General features: G+C 50.2%; 14 protein-coding genes. 8 read left to right on the top strand and 6 right to left on the bottom strand.

Annotated features, from left to right (window positions below; genetic code table 11):
- Positions 1–10: 10 nt before the first annotated feature.
- Together B5D40_RS03640 and B5D40_RS03635 are read left to right on the top strand one after the other, a co-directional pair.
- Positions 11–466 carry a V-type ATP synthase subunit K gene (locus B5D40_RS03640; protein ID WP_073303354.1) on the top strand — a complete coding sequence of 152 codons (456 nt, stop codon included), beginning with the start codon at positions 11–13 and terminating at the stop codon, positions 464–466.
- A gap of 18 nt (positions 467–484) precedes the next feature.
- Positions 485–958: a V-type ATP synthase subunit K gene (locus B5D40_RS03635; RefSeq protein ID WP_078775807.1), complete on the top strand. Its 474-nt coding sequence runs from the start codon at positions 485–487 to the stop codon at positions 956–958.
- Between the two features lie 52 nt (positions 959–1,010).
- Here the strand turns inward: B5D40_RS03635 and B5D40_RS03630 are convergent, their stop codons facing one another.
- The 5 genes from B5D40_RS03630 to B5D40_RS03610 form a co-directional block, all read right to left on the bottom strand.
- Positions 1,011–1,742, bottom strand: a complete 732-nt coding sequence (locus B5D40_RS03630; protein ID WP_078775806.1) for a DEAD/DEAH box helicase — start codon at positions 1,740–1,742, stop codon at positions 1,011–1,013.
- A gap of 117 nt (positions 1,743–1,859) precedes the next feature.
- The gene (locus B5D40_RS03625; protein ID WP_158222055.1) at positions 1,860–2,774 is read right to left on the bottom strand and encodes a nuclease-related domain-containing protein; all 915 of its coding nucleotides are present in this window, start codon (positions 2,772–2,774) and stop codon (positions 1,860–1,862) included.
- A gap of 224 nt (positions 2,775–2,998) precedes the next feature.
- A complete protein-coding gene (locus B5D40_RS03620) occupies positions 2,999–5,746 on the bottom strand; it encodes a valine--tRNA ligase (RefSeq protein ID WP_078775804.1) in 2,748 nt (915 codons plus the stop codon).
- A gap of 123 nt (positions 5,747–5,869) precedes the next feature.
- The gene (locus tag B5D40_RS03615; RefSeq protein WP_073303347.1) at positions 5,870–6,388 is read right to left on the bottom strand and encodes a hypothetical protein; all 519 of its coding nucleotides are present in this window, start codon (positions 6,386–6,388) and stop codon (positions 5,870–5,872) included.
- An 86-nt stretch (positions 6,389–6,474) separates the two neighbouring features.
- A complete protein-coding gene (locus tag B5D40_RS03610) occupies positions 6,475–13,764 on the bottom strand; it encodes a tandem-95 repeat protein (protein WP_078775803.1) in 7,290 nt (2,429 codons plus the stop codon).
- A 435-nt stretch (positions 13,765–14,199) separates the two neighbouring features.
- Between B5D40_RS03610 and B5D40_RS03605 the strand changes: the two genes are divergently transcribed.
- The 6 genes from B5D40_RS03605 (at position 14,200) to B5D40_RS03580 (ending at position 23,431) form a co-directional block, all read left to right on the top strand.
- Positions 14,200–14,637: a hypothetical protein gene (locus tag B5D40_RS03605; RefSeq protein ID WP_073303343.1), complete on the top strand. Its 438-nt coding sequence runs from the start codon at positions 14,200–14,202 to the stop codon at positions 14,635–14,637.
- Positions 14,638–14,647: 10 nt separating this feature from the next.
- Positions 14,648–16,021, top strand: a complete 1,374-nt coding sequence (locus tag B5D40_RS03600; RefSeq protein ID WP_078775802.1) for a M23 family metallopeptidase — start codon at positions 14,648–14,650, stop codon at positions 16,019–16,021.
- An 81-nt stretch (positions 16,022–16,102) separates the two neighbouring features.
- Positions 16,103–16,543, top strand: coding sequence for a hypothetical protein (locus tag B5D40_RS03595; RefSeq protein ID WP_073303339.1), 441 nt, complete (start codon positions 16,103–16,105; stop codon positions 16,541–16,543).
- 167 nt (positions 16,544–16,710) lie between these two features.
- The gene (locus B5D40_RS03590; RefSeq protein WP_078775801.1) at positions 16,711–18,324 is read left to right on the top strand and encodes a cellulase family glycosylhydrolase; all 1,614 of its coding nucleotides are present in this window, start codon (positions 16,711–16,713) and stop codon (positions 18,322–18,324) included.
- Between the two features lie 71 nt (positions 18,325–18,395).
- On the top strand, positions 18,396–19,484 hold the full coding sequence (locus B5D40_RS03585) for an HD-GYP domain-containing protein (RefSeq protein ID WP_078775800.1): 1,089 nt from the start codon (positions 18,396–18,398) through the stop codon (positions 19,482–19,484).
- On the top strand, positions 19,484–23,431 hold the full coding sequence (locus B5D40_RS03580) for a response regulator (RefSeq protein WP_078775799.1): 3,948 nt from the start codon (positions 19,484–19,486) through the stop codon (positions 23,429–23,431). Before B5D40_RS03585 ends, B5D40_RS03580 begins: the two co-directional genes overlap by 1 nt.
- On the opposite strand, the gene B5D40_RS03575 is transcribed toward B5D40_RS03580, so the two are convergent.
- Positions 23,421–23,663 carry a zinc-ribbon domain-containing protein gene (locus tag B5D40_RS03575; RefSeq protein ID WP_078775798.1) on the bottom strand — a complete coding sequence of 81 codons (243 nt, stop codon included), beginning with the start codon at positions 23,661–23,663 and terminating at the stop codon, positions 23,421–23,423. The genes B5D40_RS03580 and B5D40_RS03575 overlap by 11 nt on opposite strands.
- Positions 23,664–23,690 lie beyond the last annotated feature (27 nt).

Raw genomic sequence — 23,690 nt, 5'->3', positions numbered from 1 at the left:
GGATAACAAAATGGATCAACAAACAATAGTAACTCTCGCTAAGATGGGTGCAGCTGCCGCTCTGGGCATTGGTGCTATGGGCTCCGCCCTTGGTTGCGGAACTGCTGGTATGGCCGCTATTTCCGTATGGAAAAAGGCGTATGCCCAAGGTAAAGGTGCTCTCTTTACTTTGCTCGTATTTGTCGGAGCGCCGATTTCCCAGACGATTTATGGAATGCTCTTGATGAATTTCATCTTGAATGCTGCGACTGCTTCGGGCTTTACGAACTGGGGCGGATGTCTAGGTGCCGGTATTTTCGGCGGTCTCGGCTTGATGGCGAGTGCCTGGTATCAAGGAAAGTCGGCTGCGGTCGCGTGCGATGCCTTGGGCGAAACGGGCAAGGGCATGGTCAATTACCTGATGGTGCTCGGTATCGTTGAAACCGTAGCCTTGTTCGTGCTCGTGTTCTCGATGATGGTTCTTTAATCCATAAGGAGAATACTTATGGATCAGAATATGTTGATTACTTTGTCGAAACTCGGAGCTGTTGCGGCTTTAGGGCTTGCTGCGGTGGGTTCGGCATTGGGTTGCGGTACGGCGGGCATGGCTGCCATTGGAGCCTGGAAAAAGGCATATCTCAAGGGCAAAAATGCGTTGTTCACTTTGCTGATATTTGTCGGAGCTCCGATTGCGCAAACCATTTATGGGATGCTTCTGATGCTTTACATTTTGGGCAAAATTAGCCCGGAAGGTGGCACGGATCCAACAGCTTCCATGTGGGCGGCGTATTTGGGCGTCGGCATTTTTGGCGGTATTGGCATGCTGGCGTCGGCATGGTATGTCGGCAAGTCGGCGGCAAATGCCTGCAATGCTCTTGGTGAAACCGGAAAGGGTCTCGTGAATTACCTGATGGTTCTCGGCGTTGGAGAAACCGTTGCCCTGTTTGTCATGGTCTTCTCGATGATGCTCGTGTCTTAAAGAAGTTCAAAATAAAAAGGAAAGTTCTCGGTTTTTGCCGGGAACTTTTTGTTTATACAATTTTGCTGCGCTGCTTGAACACTATCAGATGCTCTTTGGCACGGGTCGCACCGACAAGGATCAAATTGGCATTGCTGTGCGGCTCCCCAGGGTTGTTTGCGGAAGGTTCCAAATCCGTCAAAATGACGACCCGCTTGTCCAAACCCTTGTAACGATAAGCAGAAACTATATTGATGGCCAAAGAATTTAGGGAATCGTGGACGTCGCTCCATTGGAACTCGTCGTTGTGGAGTTCTGCTAGGGCCGAATTAGATCGGCTGCGTAATGAAACTACTAGGATGTCCTTGGGTTCGACGGCTTTCTTTTTTAGACGGGCAATTTCTGCATATAAAAGTGCGATTTGTTCTTGAGGATCGGAATAGAGACGTACATCCACATCGTGGCCTGTCGGAGTGGTTTCATAGCAAGAGACAGAAATGTCTGTGATTTCGCGAACCCAATTCAAAATTTTTTTTGTGCTGCGAAATCCACGCTTCAGAAATATCACCGGCATGGATTCGATTTTGGTGTTGCCTAATACCGGGCGCCCTTTATAAATCGTCTGATGGGAATCGTAGAAAAAACGTACGAAGCCTTTTTGCGGTTCTTTTAGCAGCAAAAGAATCGTGTCCAGCCAAGAATTGTCAAAATCCTGCCCTTCGTCGATAATCAGTGCGTCGAAAAATCGGGATGCTTTATTTTGTTTGCGCAAAATATCCAGAGCCTGTTTAAAATAATGGGGCATTTTTGCGAAGTATTCTTTTTTCCCTTCATCATTTTGGGGTTCTTTTCGAGGAGCTCCGGGAACTTTTGCTAGTCGTACATATTTGGCTGCTAGCTTGTAAAAACTGGCGGCGGTTACCTAAGATGCCGGAAATTCTCTTTTTTGAAAATTATTTTGCATTTGCTCCGCCAACAAGTCGTTGTAGCAGAGAAATGCGATGCGTTTGCCTTCCTTGAAAAGGCGGGCGACTTCCCATTGAGCCATCAGGGATTTTCCAGAACCGGCGACTCCTTCGATTCGCATCCGCGGATTTCGGGTGATGGACTCCATCAGCATTTCCTGAATTTCAGTAGGGTAGATTCGCGCATTGGCCTGCATATCCCAAAGTTCCGGCCAGGTCGGTTCATCAAAGCAGCCGAGGAAGGCGACCAGTTTTTGGAAATTTTCTTCGGACAGCACTGTGTTGGGGAAGGGCTTGTTGCCAAAACTCGCTTCTTTCGTTTCCAAAATTTTTGTGATTTTTCGGAGCAATAGGTTGGGGGATTTTAAGTCGGATTTGAGAAGAACGCGTTTGGATTGCACCGCATTGCTGCCGATTTTTTTCAAATTTTCCATATCGCCAAAGAAAAGAGCCCATTGCACGCGTACGGAATCATAAGAAAATTGTTGATGCGAATTGTCTTTTTGGATTTGCCGGGGGAACATTTCGCAAAAATGCTGGTGTAGGGGATGAACTAGATTCAAAACTTGATCCACCGGGGAGCGTTCCATTTCGCGCTGGTTCTGTTTCCAGATAAATCCTTTTTCGGATTCCAGGCTTTCTTCCGTAGAAATCTGACCGTCTTTACTTTCCACAAGGAGCATGCCGAGCTCCCGGTGATAAAGAATGCAATCGACTTCGCGTTCCATCGAAGCTCCGTTGCGAAGAGCGAAACGGAGATTTGCGTTCATCCATATATGCCAATCATTATTCAACGAGAGTAAAATATCGAAGAGTTTTTTCTCGGAACGGGATATGGAGTCTTTGGATAAATATTTGTGAATCTGCGGCATATTTTTCCTTTTTCTTGGAATATAAATTTTTAATTGTGTAAAATTCCCTTTGGAGAAAGGGCGCGCGAGTTTTTGGATTATCGCCGCCGATAAAATTTCGTCTTTAGTCAGAGTCGCCATTCGACATCGCGCTGATACTGATCTTTCAATCATGGGAAAAGTTCAATATGAAAAACACCCGAAAATCCAAGGATTTCCGGGTGCTTGAATGAAAGGTCTGCCGTTTATTTCAATTCGGCCAGTGCCTTCTCGTTTTTGGCAATGATGTCTTGCTGTGTGGCGAGTTTTGTGCGTTCGGCGTTCACCACGGCTTCCGGCGCACCGTTCACAAACTTCTCATTGGAAAGCTTGCGTTCGATGCTGGCTGCGAAGGATTTCGCTTTTTCGATTTCCTTTTCCAAGCGGGCGATTTCTGCCGCAGGGTCGAGGATGCCTTCCAGCGGGATGTAAAGTTCGCCACCGGGAACGACGGCGGATGCGCTGAACTTCGGCTTTTCCGCATTCACCGCGACGGTAATGCTGTCGATGCCGCCCAGTTCAGTAATGATGGCGAGGCAGGCGTTTACGGATTTTTCCGTTGTGGCGTCATCCACATTCACGACGGCTTTCAATTTGGTTGCCGGCGAAACGCTGTAGCGGCCACGAACGCCACGGACGGCTTCCACTACGGCAAAGGCCTGGTCGAATGCGGCTTCGATCTTCGCGTCAATGAGCGATTCGTCGGCCTTGGGCCATGCGCGGCTGATGACCATTTCGCTGCCCTGGAACAGGATGCTGTTGAGCTCTTCGGTAATGAACGGCATCACCGGATGGAGAAGGTCCAGCACATTTTTCAGCACATAGCTGAGGATGGCCATGGCGTTCTTCTTTTCGGCGGTGAGCGTTTCGCTGTTGATCACGGCCTTCTTAATCTCGAGATAGCTGGAGCAGACGTCGTCCCACACGAAGCGGTACAGGAACCCGGCGAGTTCGGCGAAGTGGTATTCTTCGAGCATGCGGGTGGCGTCCTTGATGGTCGTCTGCAAGCGGGAAAGAATCCAGCGGTCTTCCAGGGCGAACAATGCGGAATCCATGGGGAGTTCGGAAGCGAGGGCCCCTGCCTGTTCCAAATGGGGATAGAGGAAGCGGCAGGCGTTCCACAGCTTGTTGCTGAAGTTTCGACCGATTTCAAATTTTTCGGAAGTGTTGATTTCCGTTCCGTCTTCCTGCTTTTCCTTTTTCACGGGCAGACGCACGTCCTGGTTGTCGGTGCAAAGGCTTGCCATCACGAAGCGGAGTGCATCGGTACCATACTTGCGTTCGATGTCCATGGGATCCACGCCGTTGCCTTTGGACTTGCTCATGGTCTGTCCGTTGCCATCCAGAATTTTCGGATGGATATAGACGGTGTGGAAGGGGACAGTGCCCATATTTTCCTGGCTGAACAGCACCATGCGGGCTACCCACAGGGTGATGATGTCACGGCTGGTGACGAGGACGCTGGTGGGGTAGTAGCGCTTCAGGGTTTCGGTTTCTTCGGGCCAGCCCATGGTGGAGTGGGGCCAGAGTCCGCTGGAGAACCAGGTGTCCAGAACGTCTTCTTCCTGTTTCAGGCGGCGTCCCGGAATGGCATCTTCCTTCAGGTTTTCCTCTTGGGAGCAAACCAGGTAGCCGCCGTTTTCCGCCTTGTAAAAGTAGATGTCTTTCCGGTCGCCAAAGGCTGCCTTCAATTCTTCTTCGGTGGCATCCGTGTGCCAAATGGGAATGCGGTGCCCCCACCAGAGCTGACGGCTGATGCACCAGTCCCGCTTTTCGCCCAGCCAGTCCAAATACTTGTTGGCGTAACGTTCCGGTAGAATTTTGATTTCACCGGACTTCACCGCGTTCATGGCGTTTTCGGCGAGAACGTCCATTTTCACAAACCACTGGTCACTGAGGTAGGGTTCGATCACGGTCTTGCTGCGGTCGGAATGTCCCACCTCCATTTCGTGGTCTTCTACTTTAATCAAAAGTCCCAGTTCTTCAAGGCCTGCAACAACGGCGTCCCGGGCTGCCTGGCCCTTCATGCCTTGGAACTTGCCGGCGTTTTCGTTCAGGGTGCCATCGTCGTTCATGATGTTGATCATGGGAAGCTTGTGGCGAAGCCCGGTGGCGTAGTCGTTGGGATCGTGGGCCGGGGTCACCTTCACGGAGCCGGTGCCAAAGTCCTTGTCCACAAGAATCGCGTCGGCGATGACCGGAATTTCCCGATTCACGAAAGGAACTTTCAGCATTTTGCCGATGAACTTGGCGTAGCGTTCGTCCGTGGGGTGGACGGCGAGAGCGGTGTCGCCCATGATGGTTTCCGGGCGCGTGGTGGAAACAGGGATAAATCCCGAACCGTCGGCCAAAGGATATTTGAAAGTCCAGAAATGCCCTTTCACGTGTTCGTGATAGATTTCGTCGTCGGCGACGGCGGTCTGGAGTTTGGTGTCCCAGTTCACCAGCCGTTTCCCGCGGTAAATCAGACCCTTTTTGAACAAATTGAAAAACGCATGACGCACGGCCTTGGCGCACACCGGATCCAGAGTAAAACGCTGACGGCTCCAGTCGCAACTCACACCGAGGCTCTTGAGCTGCTTGGTGATGCGAGCTTCGTATTCGTCCTTCCATTTCCAGATGCGTTCCACCAGCGCTTCCCGGCCAATATCGTGGCGGGTCTTGTGTTCGTCCTGAAAAAGACGTTTTTCCACAACGGCTTGGGTGGCGATGCCGGCGTGGTCGGTTCCGGGAATCCACAAAGTGTCGCGGCCTGTCTTACGGCGGTAGCGTACGAGAATGTCTTGAAGGGTGTCGTTCAAAGCGTGGCCCAGGTGCAGGGCGCCGGTTACGTTGGGCGGCGGAATGACGATAGAGAACGGTTCGCCTTTTCCGCTGGGAGCAAAACTGTTTTTTTCTGCCCAGGTCTTGTGCCAGCGGGCTTCAACTTCAGAAGAATTATAACGAGATTCCATAGTGGGAAGAAATTTAGTAATCTAGGCGTTTTTTGGACTGAGCGCATCCAAGAAAAGAGAATTTTCAAAATGGAAAAAAAGAAAAGGCCTCCGGTCGGAAGCCTTGTTTGAAAAATGAGAATGTTAATTTCTTTCGATGCCGGTGAAGATTTCTGTTAAATAGGCGGCTTCGTTTTTGCTGAAAGCGAGATTGTGGACGAAAATGCCGCCGAGATTCAGCTGGATTTCTCCCGTTGGCGTCGTCGTGACCGTCGCATTTGTCGTGATGGGGAGTTCGTGCGTTTCCGTTCCGACGGTGAAGTTCAAAGTCAGGGTCGAACCGTTGAGAGTCCAGGTTCCGATATCTTCGGCCCCGAGAATGCCGTTTCCGTCATTCTGGATTTTCGGATCGGTGGAGTATTTGATTTCGAATTCGCCCGATTTTTCAAAGGTAAGGGTTGTCGGATTCGAGAGCTGTCTGTAGATGGCTCCTTCCGGGGTGTAGAACGCGTTCATATTCCAGATTGCGCTTTCCAAACATTTTTCAGAGACGCCTGCTTCACATTCTTCGGCAAGGGACTTGTCGCTGCTGCTGCTCGAAGAGCAGGCGGAGAAGAGAAAAGCCGACAGGGTGATTGCAGATAAAATTAAACGTTTTTTCATGGATTCCTCGCATTGTTTTTTTGAAATATAAACAAAAAAAGCTCCCCAAGAAAGTCCTTGGAAAGCTTTTTTTGAAAAGTTCCGGCTTAACGGCGGCGACGCTTGTTCTTCTTTTTATCGTTGTCGTTGGCTGCGGGCTTGGGAGCTGCTGCCGGTTCTCCGCCGCGAATGTCCTTCATTTTGAAGTTCACGTTGATTTCCGCGGTTTCCACTTTGGAGGACGCGCCTTCGCGATCGGTCAGTTTGAATCCGAATTCGTCAAGACCGTAGAAGCCCTTGTTCGGAGTGTAAGTGAAGGAGCCGTCTTTGGCGTTGAGTTCCACTTTTCCGTTCTGCGGGCGACGAACGAGGGAGACCGTCGCGTCGAGTTTTCCATCTGGGTCGTAGGCTCCGTTGAGCAGGCCTTCTTTTGCATTGACGACCAGTTTTTCCCCTTCCTTGGTCTGGTAGGACTTGGAGAGGGCTACCGGTGCGTCATTCACCGCGGTTACGGTAAACTTGGCGGAAGTCTTGGCACTGGCGCCTTCCGGGTCGGTCACTTTGAAGGTGATCGTTTCTGTAGGACCGTTCCAGTTTTCGTAGGGCTGTTTGATGGTCACGATGTTGCGGGCCTTGTCATGGTCGATGACCAGCTTCTTGTTGCCGGAAATATCCCACTTGAGTTCATTGAAGCTGTTGTCGCGGTCGCGGACGAATTGGTCGAGCTTGAGGACGGCGAGAACGCCATTGTTCGCGTCTTCCTTCATCGTCACGTCGCGAATCGGACGGATTTCCGGAACCGCATTGACGTGCTTCACTTCAAAGTTTACAGCGGTTTTGGCCGTTGCGCCTGCCGGATCCTTCACGATAAAGGTCACCGTTTCCTTGCCGTACCAGTCGGCACGATTCGGGCGGACAACCGCTTCGCGGCCACCGGTTATCATCACTTCGAGGTGACGGTTGCCAGATGCGGTCCAGTGGAGTTCGTGCGGTTTGTTGTCCGGATCCTTGACGAATTGGTCGAGCTTGATGGGCTTGAACTTGGTTCCTTCATTAGTCACCATGTCCGGGATTTTGGAAAGAACTGGCGGGTCGTTTACTGGCTTGACGATGAATTCGATATCAAGCGAAGCTTTTTCGCCGGCCGGGTCGTAGGCATTGACCTTGATTTTGTCCTTGCCGTTCCAGTATTCGTTCGGAATATTTACGGTGAGAACGCCTGCGTCGGAGAGGTCATAGGAAAGCGGGTGCTTGACTGTCGGGCGTTTGGCTTTGCCCATGCGACCGCGTTTGTCCTTTTGTGCGGGTTCGCCGTCGTCGAGCGTCCAGCGCATTTCGGAAGCCTTGTTGTCCGGGTCCACGACGAGTTTCGCCAGATCAATCGGCTTGAACTCTTCCTTTTCCTTGATGGTCTGCGGCGGAAGCTTGTTGAAGTGGGGCGGGTCGTTCACCGGGGTCGCCGTGAACGTCGCCGTTGCGCTTGCCGAAGCCCCAGCCGGGTCGGTCGCTGTAAAGGTCAGCTTTTCCGAGCCGTTCCAGTGGTCATTCGGGACGGCGATTTGTACGCGGGCACCGGTGATTTTGACTTGCAGTTCCTTATTGCTCGAGACGCTCCACTTGATTTCATTGGGGCGGTTGTCCGGGTCGTTCACGAACTTGGAGAGATCGATGGGTTCAAAGCGTTCCTTTTCCTTGATTTTCTGGTTCGGAATCGCCTTGACGACAGGTGCGTCGTTTACCGGAGTCACATCAAACTGCACTTGCTGAGATGCTCTTCCGCCTTCGGGGTCGGTCACCGTCAAAGTGATTTTTTCGGAACCGTTCCAGTATTTGTCCGGAGTCGAAACGACGAGTTGCTTTTTCGCATTGATCGAAGCCTTGAGGCTGCGCGGCTGCGACACTTCAAATTTCAACGCCGAGGTCGGATGGTCCGGATCCTTGACAAGCGGGAGCAGGTCGATCGGAGCGAAATGTTCCTTTTCCTTAATCTTCTGGTTCGGAATTTTGGCAAGAGTGGGCGGGTCGTTTACTGAAACGACTTCGAAGGTCGCCGTCTTGGAATCCTTGGCTCCTTCCGGGTCGGTGACGGTAAATGTGATTGTCCGTTTGCCATTCCAGAACGCGTTGGGGATATTCAGATGGGCGACGTGCTTGTCGTCAATCGTTACGGTCAAATCGTTTTCGTCCTTCTTTTCTTCAGCAGTCGGCTCTTCCTTCTGCGCCTTGCCCTTCTTGCCTTTTTTGCCTCTCGAAGCTTTCTTTTTGGGAGCGGGAGCGGGTGCTGCGTCGGCTTTCTTCACGACGGCTGTCCATTTCAGCTGGTTGCTGCGATGGTCGGCATCATGAACATAGCTATCGAGAGGAATGGTTTTGAACTGGGCCTTTTCCTTGATGGACTGGGACGGGATGTCCTTCATCACGGGCGCGTCGTTTACCGAAACGATTTCATAGACGATGGCTGTTGTCGCCGAAGCTCCTTGCGGATCTTTTACAGTCAATGTCAGAGTGTCGGGCTTGCACCAGAAGTATTTGTTCGGAGCCGAAACGACGAGCTTTCTGGCAGATGTGATTTCCGCTTTCAGGTATTTATTGCCGGAAACGGTCCACTTCATTTCGGACGGTTTATTGTCCGGGTCCTTCACGAATTCGTCGAGTGCAATTTGCTTGAATAATTCCTTTTCCTTGATTTTCTGGCTCGGAATCTTGGAAAGGACTGGCGGATCGTTCACTTCGGTGACGACGAAGTCCATCTTGTGGCTGGCCTTGCCGCCTTCCGGATCGGTGACGGTAAATGTGATGCTTTCTTTACCATGCCATTGTGCATTCGGCGTCTTGATTTGGACGGTGTTGTCCTTGTTCAAAGCGACTTGCAGCTGGCGGTTGCCATTGAAGCTCCACTTGAGCTGCTTGGCCGGATGGTCTGCGTCCGTGGCGAGGGAGGACAAATCGATGGTCTTGAATTTGCCGCCTTCACGGATGGTTTCACCCTTCGGGGCGTTGGCCGAAATCATCGGCAGGTCGTTAATCGAGCGCACGGTAAAGAGCGCGCTGGACGAAGCCTTGGCACCTTCCGGGTCGGAAACGGTAAACGTGATATTTGCCGAACCGTTCCAGTAAGTATTCGGAATCATGATGCGGGCGACGTGATTGTTGTCGATTTCCACGGTCAGCCCATTCTTCGAAGATTCTTCGCTTGCTTGCGGAGCGGCTTTGCCCTTCTTCCCTTTTTTCGGCGCAGGAGCTTTGGCGGAAGCGTCCTTGACGACGGCGGTCCACTGGAGATCCGTCTTCTTGTGGTCGGGATCCTGAACCAGCTCATCCAAATTGATAGCGGCGAATTGCTTCTTTTCGTCGATGGTCTGGCTCTTGATTTCGCGGGCAAATACCGGCGGGTCATTTACAGAAATCACTTCAAAGGTGACGCTGCGGGAATCCTTGGCGCCTTCCGGGTCCGTCGCCGTCAGCGTGATAGTTTCGGTACCGTTCCAGAACTTGTTCGGCACTTCGGCGGAGAGTTTGTGGTCCGGAGAAATCTTGAACTTCAGGAATTTGTTCCCGGTGATCGTCCACTTGAGTTTGTTCATCGGATGATCGAGATCCGAAACGTAGTTGTTGAGGTCGATGGGTTTAAATTCCTGTTTTTCCTTGATGGTCTGGTTCGGGATGTCTTTCATGACCGGTGGATCGTTCACGGATTTTGCCGTGAACTGGACTGTCTGCTTTTCCGTAGCGCCTTGCGGGTCGCTCACTTGGAAGGTCACTTTTTCCGTGCCGTTCCAGAGTTTGTTCGGCGTCTTGATGGAAGCGACTCCATCCTTGGAAATGCTGACCTTCAGATCCTTGTTGCCCGTGATGGTCCACTTGAGAGTCTTAAAGGCATCGTCGGGGTCAGAAACGAGTTCGGCAAGATTGATATCCTTGAACTCTTCCTTTTCCATGATAATCTGGTCGTTAATCTTTTTGAATACAGGCTTGTCGTTGATGGACTTGATGGTGAAGAGAGCCTTTTGGGAGACTTTGGCTCCTTCCGGGTCGGTTGCGGTGAACGTGATTTCATCGGAGCCGTTCCAATAGACGTCGGGAGCGACGACTGTGGCGGTTCCGGTCTTGGGATCCATATTCACCTTGAGTCCGGGCTTGTATCCCTTCGGCGAACCCGGCGCCGCTTTCACGTCAAAGTTCCAGGTCAGTTCCGAAGTCTTGTGATCCGGGTCCTTGACGATTTCAAACAGTTTGATCGGAGCGAAGGCTTTCTTTTCGTCGATGGACTGGTTGTTGATCTTTTTGGTGAATTCCGGTGCGTCGTTTACCGATTCGACCGTGAACGTGACCTTGCGGGAATCCTTGGCTCCTTCCGGGTCGGAAACTTCGATGTTGAACGTTTCGGAACCGTGCCAGTATTTATTCGGGATGATGATGGAAAGCTGATGCTTGGTATCCACCTTGAATTTGAGTTCCTTGTTGCCCGTGATATTCCACTTGAGCTTTTCGTTCGGATGGTCAAGATCCGAAACATAGCTGTTGAGGTCTATCGTCTTAAATTCCTGTTTTTCCTTGATGGTCTGGCTCGGAATGTCCTTCATGACCGGCGGATCGTTGACGGAGGTGACCGTAAAGACGGCGGTCTGCTTGGCGCTGGCTCCTTCCGGGTCGGTAACGGTGAACGTGATTTTTTCAGAACCGTTCCAGAGCTGATTCGGAATGGCGACGGTCGCTTCGCCGGCCTTATTGATATTGACGTTCAAGTCTTTGTTGCCCGTGATGCTCCATTTGAGTTTTTCAAAAGCGTGATCCGGGTCGTCGGTGAGTTCGGCGAGGTTGATGGGCGCAAACTGGGCTTTTTCGGCGATGGTCTGCGACTTGATTTCCTTGAGAACCGGAGCATCGTTAATGGATTCTACGGTAAAGGTGGCGGACTTGATTGCCTTGGCTCCTTCCGGGTCGGTAACGCTGAACGTCACCACATTGGAACCATTCCAGTATTTGTTCGGAATCGCGATGGTGGCGACCATTTTGGCGTCCACGTTCACTTGCAATTCCGCTTGCGTGCCTTTCGGCGAACCCGGCGCGGCTTTCACGTCGATGTTCAGAGTCAGGTCGGTCAGTTTGTGATCCGGATCCTTGATGAGTTCTCCCAAATTGATGGGCTTGAACTGCGCTTTTTCCTGGATTTTCTGGTCCGGGATGTCCTTGACAAATTCCGGCGCGTCATTCACCGATTCGACAGTGAATTGAACCGTGCGTTCGTCAGAAGCCCCTTCGGGGTCGGTCACTTTGAATGTGATGGCTTCGGAGCCGTTCCAGTATTTATTCGGCAGAACGAGAGTCGCTTTGCGGTTGTTGTCCAGCTTGACCTGAATATCCTTGTTGCCGGAAATCGTCCATTTGAGCTTGTCGTTCGGGTGGTCGAGATCGCTTACAAACTTGTCGAGTTCAATCGGCTTGAACTGTTCCTTTTCTTGAATGGTCTGGCTCGGAATGTCCTTCATGACCGGCGGATCGTTTACAGAAGTCACGGAGAATTTGACCGTCGTCGAAGCTTTGCCGTTTTCGGGATCGGTTGCCGTAAAGGTGATGTTTTCCGTGCCGTTCCAAATTTCGGTCGGCTGTTTAATGGTGACATTGCGGTTGTTGTCGATATTGACTTTCAGGCTCTTGTTTCCAGAAACGGAAATTTTCAGCTGGGAAATATCGTGATCCGGATCAGAAAGGAAATCGTCCAGGGAGAATCCGTCAAATTCCGCTTTTTCTTCAATGGTCTGGTCGGGAATCTTTTTAAACACCGGCAAATCATTGATGGAACGGACGGAAAGCTTGACATCCTGCTTGGCTTCGGCACCTTCGGGGTCGGTCACTTTGAATGTCGCGATGGCGGAACCATTCCAGTAGGTGTCGGGAATTTCGATTTTAGCGACGTGCTTGTCGTCGATATTGATGTTCAGCGGACCGGATTCCGGTTCCTTGCCGACGGACTTGACTTCGAATTCCCAGGAAAGCTCGGCGTTTTTATGGTCGTCGTCCTTGACAAATTCATCCAGATGGATGGCGGCGAACTGCTTCTTTTCGTCGATGGTCTGCGCGGGAATCTGTTTGACAAATTTTGGCACGTCGTTGACGGATTCGACAGTAAAGGTCGCCTGGGTTTCGGCACTGGCCCCTTCGGGGTCGGTCGCCTTGAACGTGATGGATTCCGAACCGTTCCAGAAAGCATTTGGAATCAGAATTTTAGCGGTCTTGCCGTTTAGCTGGACTTTCAAATCCTTGTTGCCGGAAAATTCCCATTTCAATTGTTCGAACTTGTGATCCGGATCCTTGATGTATTTTTCCAATTCGATCGGCTTGAACTGCTGCTTTTCCGCAATGGTCTGGTCGGGAATCTGGTCCACAAATTCCGGAGCGTCATTGACGGATTTTACCGTGAAAGCGGTTTTAAAGCTTGCGCTTGCGCCGTGCGGGTCGGTTGCCGTAAAGGTAAACGTTTCGGTCGGTCCATTCCAGTTTTCATTGGGAATGATGACTTCCGCTACGTTGTATTTGTCGATTTTGACCTTGAGGTCTTTTCCGCCGGAGACGGTCCATTTGATTTTCGACACGTCGTCATCGACATCGCTGACCAAGTCGGAAAGATTGATGGCTTCGAACTGCTCCTTCTCGTTGATGGTCTGGTCTGGAGCTTTCTGGACGATGGGCGGATCGTTTATCGGGCGAACGGTAAAGTTCGCCGAGGTTTTTGCCGAAGCGTATTCGGCATCGGTCGCAATAAAGGTAATCTTGTAGGCACCGTACCAATGGGCGTCCGGAACGACGATGTTGGCGATGCGATCTTTGGTGATATCGACGGTCAGTTCGCCCTCCGCCTGGTCTTTGGCGGTCTGCGTCATCTCGTATTCCCAGGTAATCTGGTCTTTCGGATGGTCGGGGTCTTTTACATAATCGTCAAGCTTGATGGGAGTGAAGGTCTTGCCTTCGTCGATGGTCTGATCGGGGATTTTGGAAACTTCAGGCGGGTTATTGACGGATTCCACCGAGAACGTCACGGTTTCGGAACTTGACGCGCCCTTGGTGTCTGTGACAGTAAATGTCAAATCTTCTGAACCGTTCCAATATTGGTCGGGCACTGTGATCGAGACCACATGATTGGATTCTTTTACTTGGAGTTGCTTGTTTCCAGAGATGTTCCAACGTAATTTAGCAGGAGGATCTTCAGGATCGCTGACAAAGTCGTCAAGCTTGATGGGCGCGAACTTTCCGCCTTCCTGGATGGATTCGCCCGGAATTCCGTTTAGGGACGGCGGATTGTTTTCTGCCGCCGCCGGTTGGGCTTCATCTTGTGCAAAAACGACCGAGGACAGCAGACCTGCGGCCAAGAATAGGGACACTGATTTCTTTCGAATCATTTATGAACTCCAATAGACCTCATGGTTTAATGTCGGCGAACCGCCTTGTGCGGTTGAACCGTTCAAAACCACTTCTCATCCTATGTTTCGCCGGTTTTATGCAAAATGCCAAAAATGGGCGAACTTTACCAAATATAAAGTTATTTGAACGGTCTTGGACAAAGAAAATGTGAAGAATTTTCGATTTTGATAGCGCAAAAAAGAATTTGAATAGGCCCAAAATTTAAAGAAAAAACGCTTTTTTGATTTTAACTCGTTGATTTTCAACAAGTTATGCTATGGCATGTCGAAGGATTGTCTCCAAAAAGAAAAACAAGTGTGGACAGAAAAAAATAATGTTGGTGGGATAAATATGCGAATGGGACGCTTTGTGATGACAAAAAGGGGAATTTTATCTATTTTAAGCGCGACATTTGTTCAACAACGGGATCTTATATGAAATTTGTTTTCCTTTGCGATGATATTTACCTGAAAGGCGACAATGCCGCTTTTGTAAACAATTTTCCGACCAATCATGAATTGGTAACCATGTCCGGCGAAGCGTTTTTGCAGGCCAAGGGCGTTCCGGAAAATACTTTCGGTCTTCTTGTTGAACGTTTTACGTGGCAAAAGAATTTTAGCCTTTTCCGTTATTTCGGGCTGCTTCCCGTTTTGGAAATGGTTCCGCTTGCCGTTGTCAGCCGCTCTCGTCGTGTAGAACCGCTCAAAGGCCGCAGTGCTTTGCGTGGTCAGGAAATGATTATCGCCCCGAACGCCTCTTCAGAAGAGCTCTATACGGCCATCGACAGATTTGTCGCTGCGCCGCCGCAGATCCACACTTATCCGCGCGGTGCTTGCAAGATGTTCGTCAAGAAAACGGTAGAAAGCCTTTAAGCGTAGTGCCATGCAGCGCAAGGTGCTCGATTCGTTGATCGCCCAAGGATCGCTCGTGGGCGTCATCGTTCCGAAAAACTTTCGCTGCGAGCGGCTAGAGAATTTTGCGCAATCCTTTTGCGGGACTGCGCCTTTTCTTTTTGTCGAATATTCGCCGCTAGAAGGCTCTCCAAAAGCGTTTTTGGAAAAATGTCGAGTTCGGCAGCAGAAGAACGAAGCGAAAAATATCTTTGTCGTATTCCGGAAAGGATTTGAAGGCGAAATTGCCTCGTTGCTTTTTTCCATGCGTATTCTTCTTGTTTTTTCTCAAGGCCGGGAGCCGCTCTCCGACGAACTTTTATCCGCTCTAAATTCCTTTGCCCCTTTTCCTCCCCAGTTTTTCTGGTGGTGTGCGCCGCTGCCACCCAAAAAACGTTTTCCTGCCTTGCATTCTGCGGTTAGGAACTCCGTCGAAAGAGGCTTTGTTTCTGTAGAGGACGTTGAGTCCGATGCGTCTTTGGCTGCGGCGACGTTCCTTTCGTTTTTGAAAATTCGCATTCTCCGTGAAAATGTCCTGGATGGATGGCCGCGATTCTTTCGCCGTTTTTTCCCTCTTTTTTGCGTTTTGGCCGCCGCAGTTCCTTTTTTTATCTCTTCCGAATGGGCGGAGCAGCTTCCGCTTTCCAGGAATATCAAGTCCGAAATGCTTGTTTACGCCGAAGCTCCCTATTTTGATTACGTTTTTGACGGGAAGGAGCCACTGGAAAGAATTGCCCGTTATGCGGTCGGGCGTTTTTCCGCCTTGGTGACGAACGCTGAAATTTTGGATTCCTACATCGCGGAAACTCTGGAGAAAAATGGATTCCCCGCCGATTCCTGGAGAAAGAATTCTCTGCGCATTCCGCCCGCGGGAGTTTCCGTCCGTTTCTCGATACCGGACAGTTTGCGCAATCCCGAATACGATTTGATCGCTCCCGCCTGGAATTATTTCACGGGGCTTATCGCCGATTCGATTGCCTACGTGACGGAAGCCTATTATCCGAAAGCGACGTCTAAAAATCGCAAGCATCCGGCGTGGGATGTCGCCAGTCGTCCCGGAGCGAGAATCCTCGCACCTTTCAGCGGCAAGGCTTGGACATTTCAAGACGAACGCGGGGGAGTCGTTATTGGCATCGCCGATAAAAATCGGGTGATTCTTTTTATGCACTGCAATCAGCTGCTCTATTTGGACGGGCAGAACGTCATGCGGGGAGATCCGGTGGCCACTGTGGGAACGACGGGACATACGACGGGACCGCACGTTCATTTGGTGACGGGTTTTGTAGATGCCCGAGGCAAGAAAAAATTGGGTAATATTCGTTATACAGTTGTGAATCCCATCACTTGGTTCCTTTCTGGTAAGTGAAAATTCACAAAAAGATGCCCCTAAATTTGGTTGGAATTAGGTAACTTTAGTGCGGGCTGGGAAAATTACATAGGAGTTTTCATGTTTGGTCGTTGGATTGCTGTCATTGGTTTTGCGGCTATTTTTGTCGCCTGTTCCTCTTCTTTGCCCAAAGCGGAGCTTGCCACCCATTCGGACAGTTCGCGCAACATCCCGAAGATTGACAATATGATTGTCAGCATGAAGCAGTCCTATATTTCCCAATGCTACGAGCCCATTCTCAAAAGGAATCCGCCCGATAACCAGTGCCAGACGGATCTTTTCCAGATGCTGGAACGCCGTTACCACTTGAATTATTCCCAGCACAACATCGATCAGGCCTCCAATGAACTCTTTTTCCGGGACATTGATTCGCGTCTTCGCAAGCTGGTGCGTACGGATCCCGAAGTGCGCAGCGCCGTCAAACGGGGAGCGTTCCGCAATGCGGACGATATGTTGAGCTATTATCGCGAGAAATACGCGTTCGAATCCCAATCGAATTGATTCAAACGACGGTCGATTTTCCCGTTTGCGAATAGGAAAATCCCGGATTGCGGGCGACATGTTCGTCCGCGCTTCGATTTTTAAAGCCGACGTGAAATTCCTTTGAACGTTCCGACTTTTTTTTCTTATTTTGAGCAAGGAATCAATTTTTTTTGAAAGGTGTTCAGATGGAATCTGTCAATAATTCAAAACCGGGCTTTTTTGTTCAGGGGCGCTTCCTTTATACCAAGGACAATGAAAAAGTCATACTTCGCGGCGTGAACCACATGTTCATTTGGACGGATCGCGAAGGAAAGTCCATTCCGGAAATCGCCAAGACGGGTGCGAACTGCGTCCGTATCGTATGGAATATGCACGGGCGGATTTCGGATTTGTACCACATTGTCGATGAAAGCATTGTCAATAGCATGATTCCGATTGTGGAACTCCACGATGCGACGGGGCAGTGGACACGCTTGCCGGAATTGGTAAACTTCTGGACGCGGGAAGATGCCGTCCAGCTGATACAGGACCATCAGGAATATCTGCTGGTCAATATCGGAAACGAAGTGGGCGGCGAAGAGGAAAGCGGCGAAGAATTTTACGAAGCTTACACTTCGGCGGTAACGCGGATGCGGGCTGCGGGGATTCGGGTTCCATTGATTGTCGATGCGGACAACTGGGGACAGAATTCTAAAAATATTCTGGAACAGGGTGCGCGACTTTTGTCGTCCGATCCGGAACACAATTTGATTTTTGACATCCACATGTGGTGGCCCACGGAACGGCACAATCCGGAAAAGACGGGCTATGCGACGGTCCGGGAACGCATCACGGGAGTTTTGGAAGAATCGGTGTCCCGCAATCTGCCGTTGATTATCGGAGAATTTGCGCCTGTTGCCGTGAATGGTGCTCGGGAAATTCCGTATAAATTCATCATGGCGGAAGCGGAACGTTTGGAAATCGGCTGGTTGTCGTGGAGTTGGGGACCGGGAAATTTCGACAGTCCCGAGATGGACATGACGACGCACGGTTCTTTCAACACCCTCGTCGGCTGGGGCAGGGAAGTCTGCGTGGACAGTCCTTTGGGCATCCAGAATACGAGTGTCATTCCGGCGTTTATTCAAAATGCGGATTTTTCGACCGGGGTTTCGGACAGAGGCCGCAACCTCATTGCCAATGGCGATTTCAAGGACGGTTTGGACGGATGGACTGCGGATTTCTGGGGAGGCAAGGCGAATGCGAATGTTAAAAACGGCGTCGTCCATTTCGGCATTGTGGATTCGGGCAAAGAATCCTGGAATTTGCAGTTTCGGCAGAGCTTTTCTTTGCGCAACGGCGTCACTTACGTTTTCAGTATGCGGGCCAAGGCCGACAGGCCGCGCACATTGAATGTGGACATCAAGCGGGCGACCAAAGAATACGTCCCTTACGCGAACGGTCGTTTTTTGGATCTTTCGACGAGCTGGCAGGATTTCAGCTGGAAGTTCACGATGAAGGAGCCGACGGACGAAAACGCCGTGTTGATTTTTGACATGGGCGGAAGCGACATCGGCTGGACTCTTGCCGACGTTTCCCTCGTGCAGGCCCGCAGCGTCACGGATCGTCTGAACAGGAGTTTCCAACGCAACGTGCAGAAAAATTCCGGGTATTTCAATACGCCGGCAGGTCCGTGGGAATTGCATTTGTATTCTTCGGAAGGCGAACTGCTCGATGTGCTTGATAGCGGCAAGGGCGGCGAGGGAATGAAACCGTTTCCAAAAATCGGAAGAAGCGGGATTATGGTCATCAAGGATTTGTAAGCCTTTTTTACTATTCCATGTTGTACTAACCTTTAGCTATTTTGTATTAAAATAGAATAGATTATTCCTATATGGAAGATAAAAGCAGACCCCAAATTTTAGTCGTAGATGATACGAAACCGAACATCGAGGTTTTGGTTGGGGTTTTGGAACAGGAAAATTACGACGTCCACGTCGCTTTAAGCGGAAAGCGCGCGCTTGAATTGGCGGAACGCAGTCTGCCGGATTTGATTCTTCTGGATGTGATGATGCCGGAAATGGACGGCTACGAAACATTTCGCCGTTTGCGCGAAATTCCTTCCTGCAAAAATATCCCCGTCATCTTTTTAACCGCCCAGGCGGAAAGCGACAGCGAAATGAAGGGGCTTTCCTTGGGGGCGGACGACTATGTGACCAAGCCTTTTAATCAGGGCCTGCTGCGCTTGCGCATTCGCAATCATCTGGAACGCAAGTTTTTTCGGGATCGCCTTTTGGATTTGGTGGATGAACGCACCGTCCAGCTTTCTCAAAAGACCAAGGATTTGCAAAAGACTTTGCAGGTGATGCTGACGAGTCTTGGCGCTCTTGCGGAATTCCGCGACAATGAAACCGGCACGCATTTGCGACGCACGCAGATGATTGTGAAAAAGCTCGCTCAAGTCATGAGCCAATACGACGCGTTCAAAAAGGAATTGCCGGATGAAGAAACCATTGAAGAGTATGCGATTGCGGCACCTCTTCACGATATCGGCAAAGTCGGCATTCCGGACGATATTTTGCGGAAAACGGGAGCGCTTTCTTTGGAAGAGCGGATGATGATGAAGAAGCACACGATTTTGGGTTATCAGGTGCTGCTTTCCGCTACGCAGGAATTGAATAACAATCCGATGGTTATCATTGCCGCCAACATTGCGAAATTTCACCATGAAAAATGGGACGGTTCGGGATATCCGCTGGGGCTTTCTGGGAATGCCATCCCGCTTTGCGCCCGCATGATGGCCGTTGCCGACGTCTATGACGCGCTGGTTTCCAAGCGGGTCTATAAAAATGCGCTTTCTCACGAAGAATCCGTTCGCATTATTCGCGAAGGCAGCGGCACGCATTTTGACCCAGAAGTCGTTCGCGCGTTTGAATCTTTTGCGGACGATCTTCCCGAACTGTATAAAGGTTTTGCTGATTGATGAGTACGAAGCGTGCTTTAAGTTCCCGGATTATTTGGATTTATACATTTCCCGTTTTGATTGCGATGCTTATAGGCTTTATCGTTTTTACCGCCTATATGCGCTCGTTTTTATTTGAAAACGCCTATTCGGAATCCGGCAAGGTTTTGCAGCAGATGGCGCAGTCCTTTGAAGAAAAGGTTTCTTTTTATGCGGTTCCTTTTCAGCGGTTTCATGGAAAAATTGCGCATCGTCTGCCGTCCAATTTGCGCGCGTCGCTTTTAGCGGAATGCAAAAAGCAAAATGTAGTCGATGTCTATTACGGAGGGGCGGACGGGGCGTTCGTCAGCGCCAAGGGGTATCGCGGTGGGGACCCGGACCATCCGGAGTTTCGTACTAAATCCTGGTTTTTGGAATCCAGCCGCAACAAGGGTTTCGCCTATTCTGGTCCGAATTGGAATTTTAGCGCGGAGCGTCGGGTGCTCACTTTGTCTTTGCCCGTGTGGAAACGGCAGAATCGCATTCGGGGTGTGATTGCGGAAGATATAGATGTAAACGATTTTCGTTCGACGATTTCTGCGCTTGCTAAAGAGAGCGGGGGCGTGACTGTTCTTTTAAATAATGAAACGGACAGCGTGTGCACCTATTTTCCGTATCGCACAAGTCTTGGCGATATTACGCTGGACAGTGTCCACGCCCTTTTGGAACCCGTTCGGAATTTATACGACGTGGACACGCTTTCGAGCTCGGGCGTAGTCAATTTTGAATTGAAAGATAAAGACGGTCGGCAATATATGGCGTTGCTCGCGCCCGTCAATAAATTGCCGTTTCACCTGGTGCATATTGTTCCGCAAAACAAGACGGCTTCGCTTTTCAGCCAGAAGATGTGGAATTTCACCCTGTTTTCGGGCATCTGCATTCTCTTTTTAATTGTGATGACAATCATTGTCAGCCAGATTTTGTTCCGTCGGATGATTTCCAAAGATTTGACGGACAGCACCAATTCGAGCTCTCTCTTCGATGCGATTTTGGGAAGCAAGTATTTTTCTCTGATTTTGACGGACAACCATTTTCGCGTTTTGCGGGCGAGTTCCAATATCGCCAATGTCCGAGGCGGAGACGACTGGCACGATTTGCAGGGAAAAATCCTGTGGGACATCATTCCCAATCCGGAGTTCAAGGACTTTGTACTGAATGCGCAAAAAACGGCGGCACCGCAGGCCAGCGAAATCGGGTCGCATGAAATCGTCGTGCAGAGGAATGACGGGAAAATCCTCTGGTGGAACGTCTCTTTCAATTTGCTGCTGGAAGACGATGCCTCGGTGCGCTATCTCTTTTTGGTATCGGATGAAACTTCGGCGGTTCAGAAAGAATCCATTTTGGATTCCATTATGGAGTCTTCCCAAAATACGATTATCATTTTCGACAACAGCATGAAGATAATTTACGTTTCGAAAAGGATTTGCGAGCTTTTCAATATCCGCAGGGATCAACTTGTCGGCGTCTTCTATGACGATTTGCCTTCCATCGGTATTTCGCGGACGATTTTGGAAAAACCGCTGGCGGCTTTGGAAAGCGGGGCTTTGTGGAATGAAAATTTTGAAGTGATGCTCCCTAATGGAAAACGGATTTGGTGCCGGGGCGAAGGGTCCGTCTTGCGTTCCAAAGATTCGAGCGAGATGGGATATCTCTTTTTCCTTACGGACATTACGCCCATTATGCGCGCCGAGCAGGAAGCGAAGGATGCGACCCGGGCGAAGAGTGAATTTTTGGCGAATATGAGCCACGAAATCCGCACACCGATGAACGCGATCATCGGGATGTCGGATCTGGTTCTTTCTACCGAGCTGAACCCGCAGCAGGAACATTATCTGGATCGCATTTCCTATGCGGCAAAATCCCTTCTGGGCATAATCAACAATATCTTGGATTATTCCAAAATCGAAGCAAAAAAACAGGAACTGGAGCATATCCCGTTTGATTTGCGGGAGTGCGTTTCCAACGTGCTGTCGATTACCGTTGTCCGCATCGCGAGAAAATCCATCGAGCTTTTGGCCGACATCGATTCTAGAATTCCCAAGCGCATTCTGGGCGACCCCTTGCATTTTTCCCAGATTCTTATCAATCTGATCAACAATGCGGAAAAATTTACCGAAAAAGGGCAGGTGCTCCTTAAAATGGAAGTCGTCAAGCAAGAGGCTTCCCAAGTCACGATTTGGGTTGGGGTCGTGGATTCTGGAATCGGCATGACTCCGGAGCAGACCGCAAAACTTTTCCAGATGTTCTCCCAGGCAGAAGGCTCTACGACCCGGAAATACGGAGGAACAGGACTGGGGCTGGCGATTTCGCGTTCCCTTGTGGAACTGATGGGCGGAAATTTGCAGGTTCGCAGCGAAGCTGGAATGGGAAGCGAATTTTATTTTACGCTCACATTCGACATGGCGGAAGAGCCGGAAGAAATGGCTAAACCTTCTCCCTTGCAAGGGAAGCGGCTCCTGCTGTTGGATTCGAATTCTTGTTCCCGTTCCATTCTCGAAAAGATGTGCGAAGATTTGAATTTGCAGGTCGATGCGAGTGGTTTGGCCGAGGACGCGGAAGAAAAGATTCAAGAACGGGGAAGTGGATTTTACGATGCGTTTGTTCTTTCCTGGGATGCCGACGACACTCCCGCCGACCGCTTTGTCGAGCATCTGAAAAATAAAGGAATGGCGTTGCCGCCGATTTTAGGGATTGGCATGAAAAATGATGAATCCCGTTTGCAGGCTGCTCGAGCGGCTGGATTGAATTATTTGCCCAAGCCCTTTTTGCTCTCCGATTTCCAAAACGCCTTGGAAGAAACTTTGGGATTCTCTCCCGTGGAGAAGGAATTTTCTGTGAAGCCGCGGGCGCAGGATGCTTACCGGTTCAAACTAAGCAAAGTCCTGCTGGTAGAAGACAATATTTTGAACCAGGAACTCGCCGTCGAGCTTTTGACGCGCGTCGGTTTGGATGTGGATGTGGCGAACAACGGCAAGGAGGGCCTGGAAGCTCTCAAAAAGAATTCTTACGTCCTCGTGCTGATGGACTTGCAGATGCCCATTATGGACGGCTTTGAAGCGACGCGTTTGATTCGCGCTTTGCCCGATGCCGAAAAGAAGGATCTTCCCATTATCGCCATGAGCGCTTACGCTTTGCAAGGGGACAAGGAAAAAAGCCTTGCCGCCGGTTTAAATGCGCACGTTACAAAACCCATTGATCCGACGGAACTTTACAAAGAAATCGCCCGCTGGATTCCTTGTGAAGAAACGGCTCCCGTGGAAAATGACGAAACGGAAAATTCGGCGTCCGTCTCGCCCAAGGATCCTTTCCTTTCCCTTTTTGAAAAGATTCCCGACCTCGACGTTTCTCTTGGACTGTACCATTCTGCGGGCAACAAGGCGATATACCTGAAAGTCATTCGCCGGTTTGTGGAAAATTTCGATGGCTACGTGACCGAAATTCAAGAGTTGATTCAAAATGGCGACAGGGAAAACAGCGTCCGTATGGCGCATACGCTCAAGGGCATAACGGGAACTATCGGATGCTCCGCTTTGCAGGCCGCTTTTGCCAAAATCGAAGCGCAGATTACGAATGAGAGTGAAGAATTGAAGTTTACGCCGTGGTCCGCTTTGAATAAGAACTTGCAAACCATCATTGAACGCCTGCGCAAAGCGATTCCGCTAGCTGCGGAGTGTATCGGTGAACAAAATGAAAAACTGGTGGACGATCCGGATGCGGAAGAAAAATTGGACAAAGCGATTCAAATGTTGGAATCTGCCGTCCGAGACGCTATTCCGTCTAGTTGCCGCGCCGCTATCAAAACCGTGTCCCACATCCGATTTGACGAAGCCAGAATGGATTTTATTCGTCTTTTGGAAAAAGCGGTCGAGGATTTCGATTTTGAATCGGCAGAAGCCATCTTGCAGAAACTGAAAACGTTCAAAAAATAAAGGCGAGGACGAAGGCGAAAAGCAAAATGCCGACGACGAAAAGCGAAGCGATTTTTGAACTCCAGCGATTTCGCTTGCCAAATTCGTTCTCTACAATTTCATCGTAATCGGGAGTCTCCAAGTCCACAAATTCGGCCCCCTCTTTCCAGCCGGTTTCGGTATCGCTGCCGCATTCTTTGCAAAATGTCGCCTTGTCTTTCAACTCGGCGCCGCAATGAGGACAAATTTTCATAGTCGGAATATAGGTTTTCTTCGGCGG

The organism is Fibrobacter intestinalis (assembly GCF_900167415.1).
Lineage (GTDB): Bacteria > Fibrobacterota > Fibrobacteria > Fibrobacterales > Fibrobacteraceae > Hallerella > Hallerella intestinalis.
Note: the sequence above shows the minus strand (reverse complement) of the source record. Positions and strands in the feature narration are given on the sequence as shown.

Excerpts from the sequence above, each read along its gene's own strand:
- B5D40_RS03640 (WP_073303354.1), top strand. The coding sequence starts at position 11 with ATGGATCAACAAACAATAGTAACTCTCGCTAAGATGGGTGCAGCTGCC.
- B5D40_RS03635 (WP_078775807.1), top strand. The coding sequence starts at position 485 with ATGGATCAGAATATGTTGATTACTTTGTCGAAACTCGGAGCTGTTGCG.
- B5D40_RS03630 (WP_078775806.1), bottom strand. The coding sequence starts at position 1,742 with ATGCCCCATTATTTTAAACAGGCTCTGGATATTTTGCGCAAACAAAAT.
- B5D40_RS03625 (WP_158222055.1), bottom strand. The coding sequence starts at position 2,774 with ATGCCGCAGATTCACAAATATTTATCCAAAGACTCCATATCCCGTTCC.
- B5D40_RS03620 (WP_078775804.1), bottom strand. The coding sequence starts at position 5,746 with ATGGAATCTCGTTATAATTCTTCTGAAGTTGAAGCCCGCTGGCACAAG.
- B5D40_RS03615 (WP_073303347.1), bottom strand. The coding sequence starts at position 6,388 with ATGAAAAAACGTTTAATTTTATCTGCAATCACCCTGTCGGCTTTTCTC.
- B5D40_RS03610 (WP_078775803.1), bottom strand. The coding sequence starts at position 13,764 with ATGATTCGAAAGAAATCAGTGTCCCTATTCTTGGCCGCAGGTCTGCTG.
- B5D40_RS03605 (WP_073303343.1), top strand. The coding sequence starts at position 14,200 with ATGAAATTTGTTTTCCTTTGCGATGATATTTACCTGAAAGGCGACAAT.
- B5D40_RS03600 (WP_078775802.1), top strand. The coding sequence starts at position 14,648 with ATGCAGCGCAAGGTGCTCGATTCGTTGATCGCCCAAGGATCGCTCGTG.
- B5D40_RS03595 (WP_073303339.1), top strand. The coding sequence starts at position 16,103 with ATGTTTGGTCGTTGGATTGCTGTCATTGGTTTTGCGGCTATTTTTGTC.
- B5D40_RS03590 (WP_078775801.1), top strand. The coding sequence starts at position 16,711 with ATGGAATCTGTCAATAATTCAAAACCGGGCTTTTTTGTTCAGGGGCGC.
- B5D40_RS03585 (WP_078775800.1), top strand. The coding sequence starts at position 18,396 with ATGGAAGATAAAAGCAGACCCCAAATTTTAGTCGTAGATGATACGAAA.
- B5D40_RS03580 (WP_078775799.1), top strand. The coding sequence starts at position 19,484 with ATGAGTACGAAGCGTGCTTTAAGTTCCCGGATTATTTGGATTTATACA.
- B5D40_RS03575 (WP_078775798.1), bottom strand. The coding sequence starts at position 23,663 with ATGAAAATTTGTCCTCATTGCGGCGCCGAGTTGAAAGACAAGGCGACA.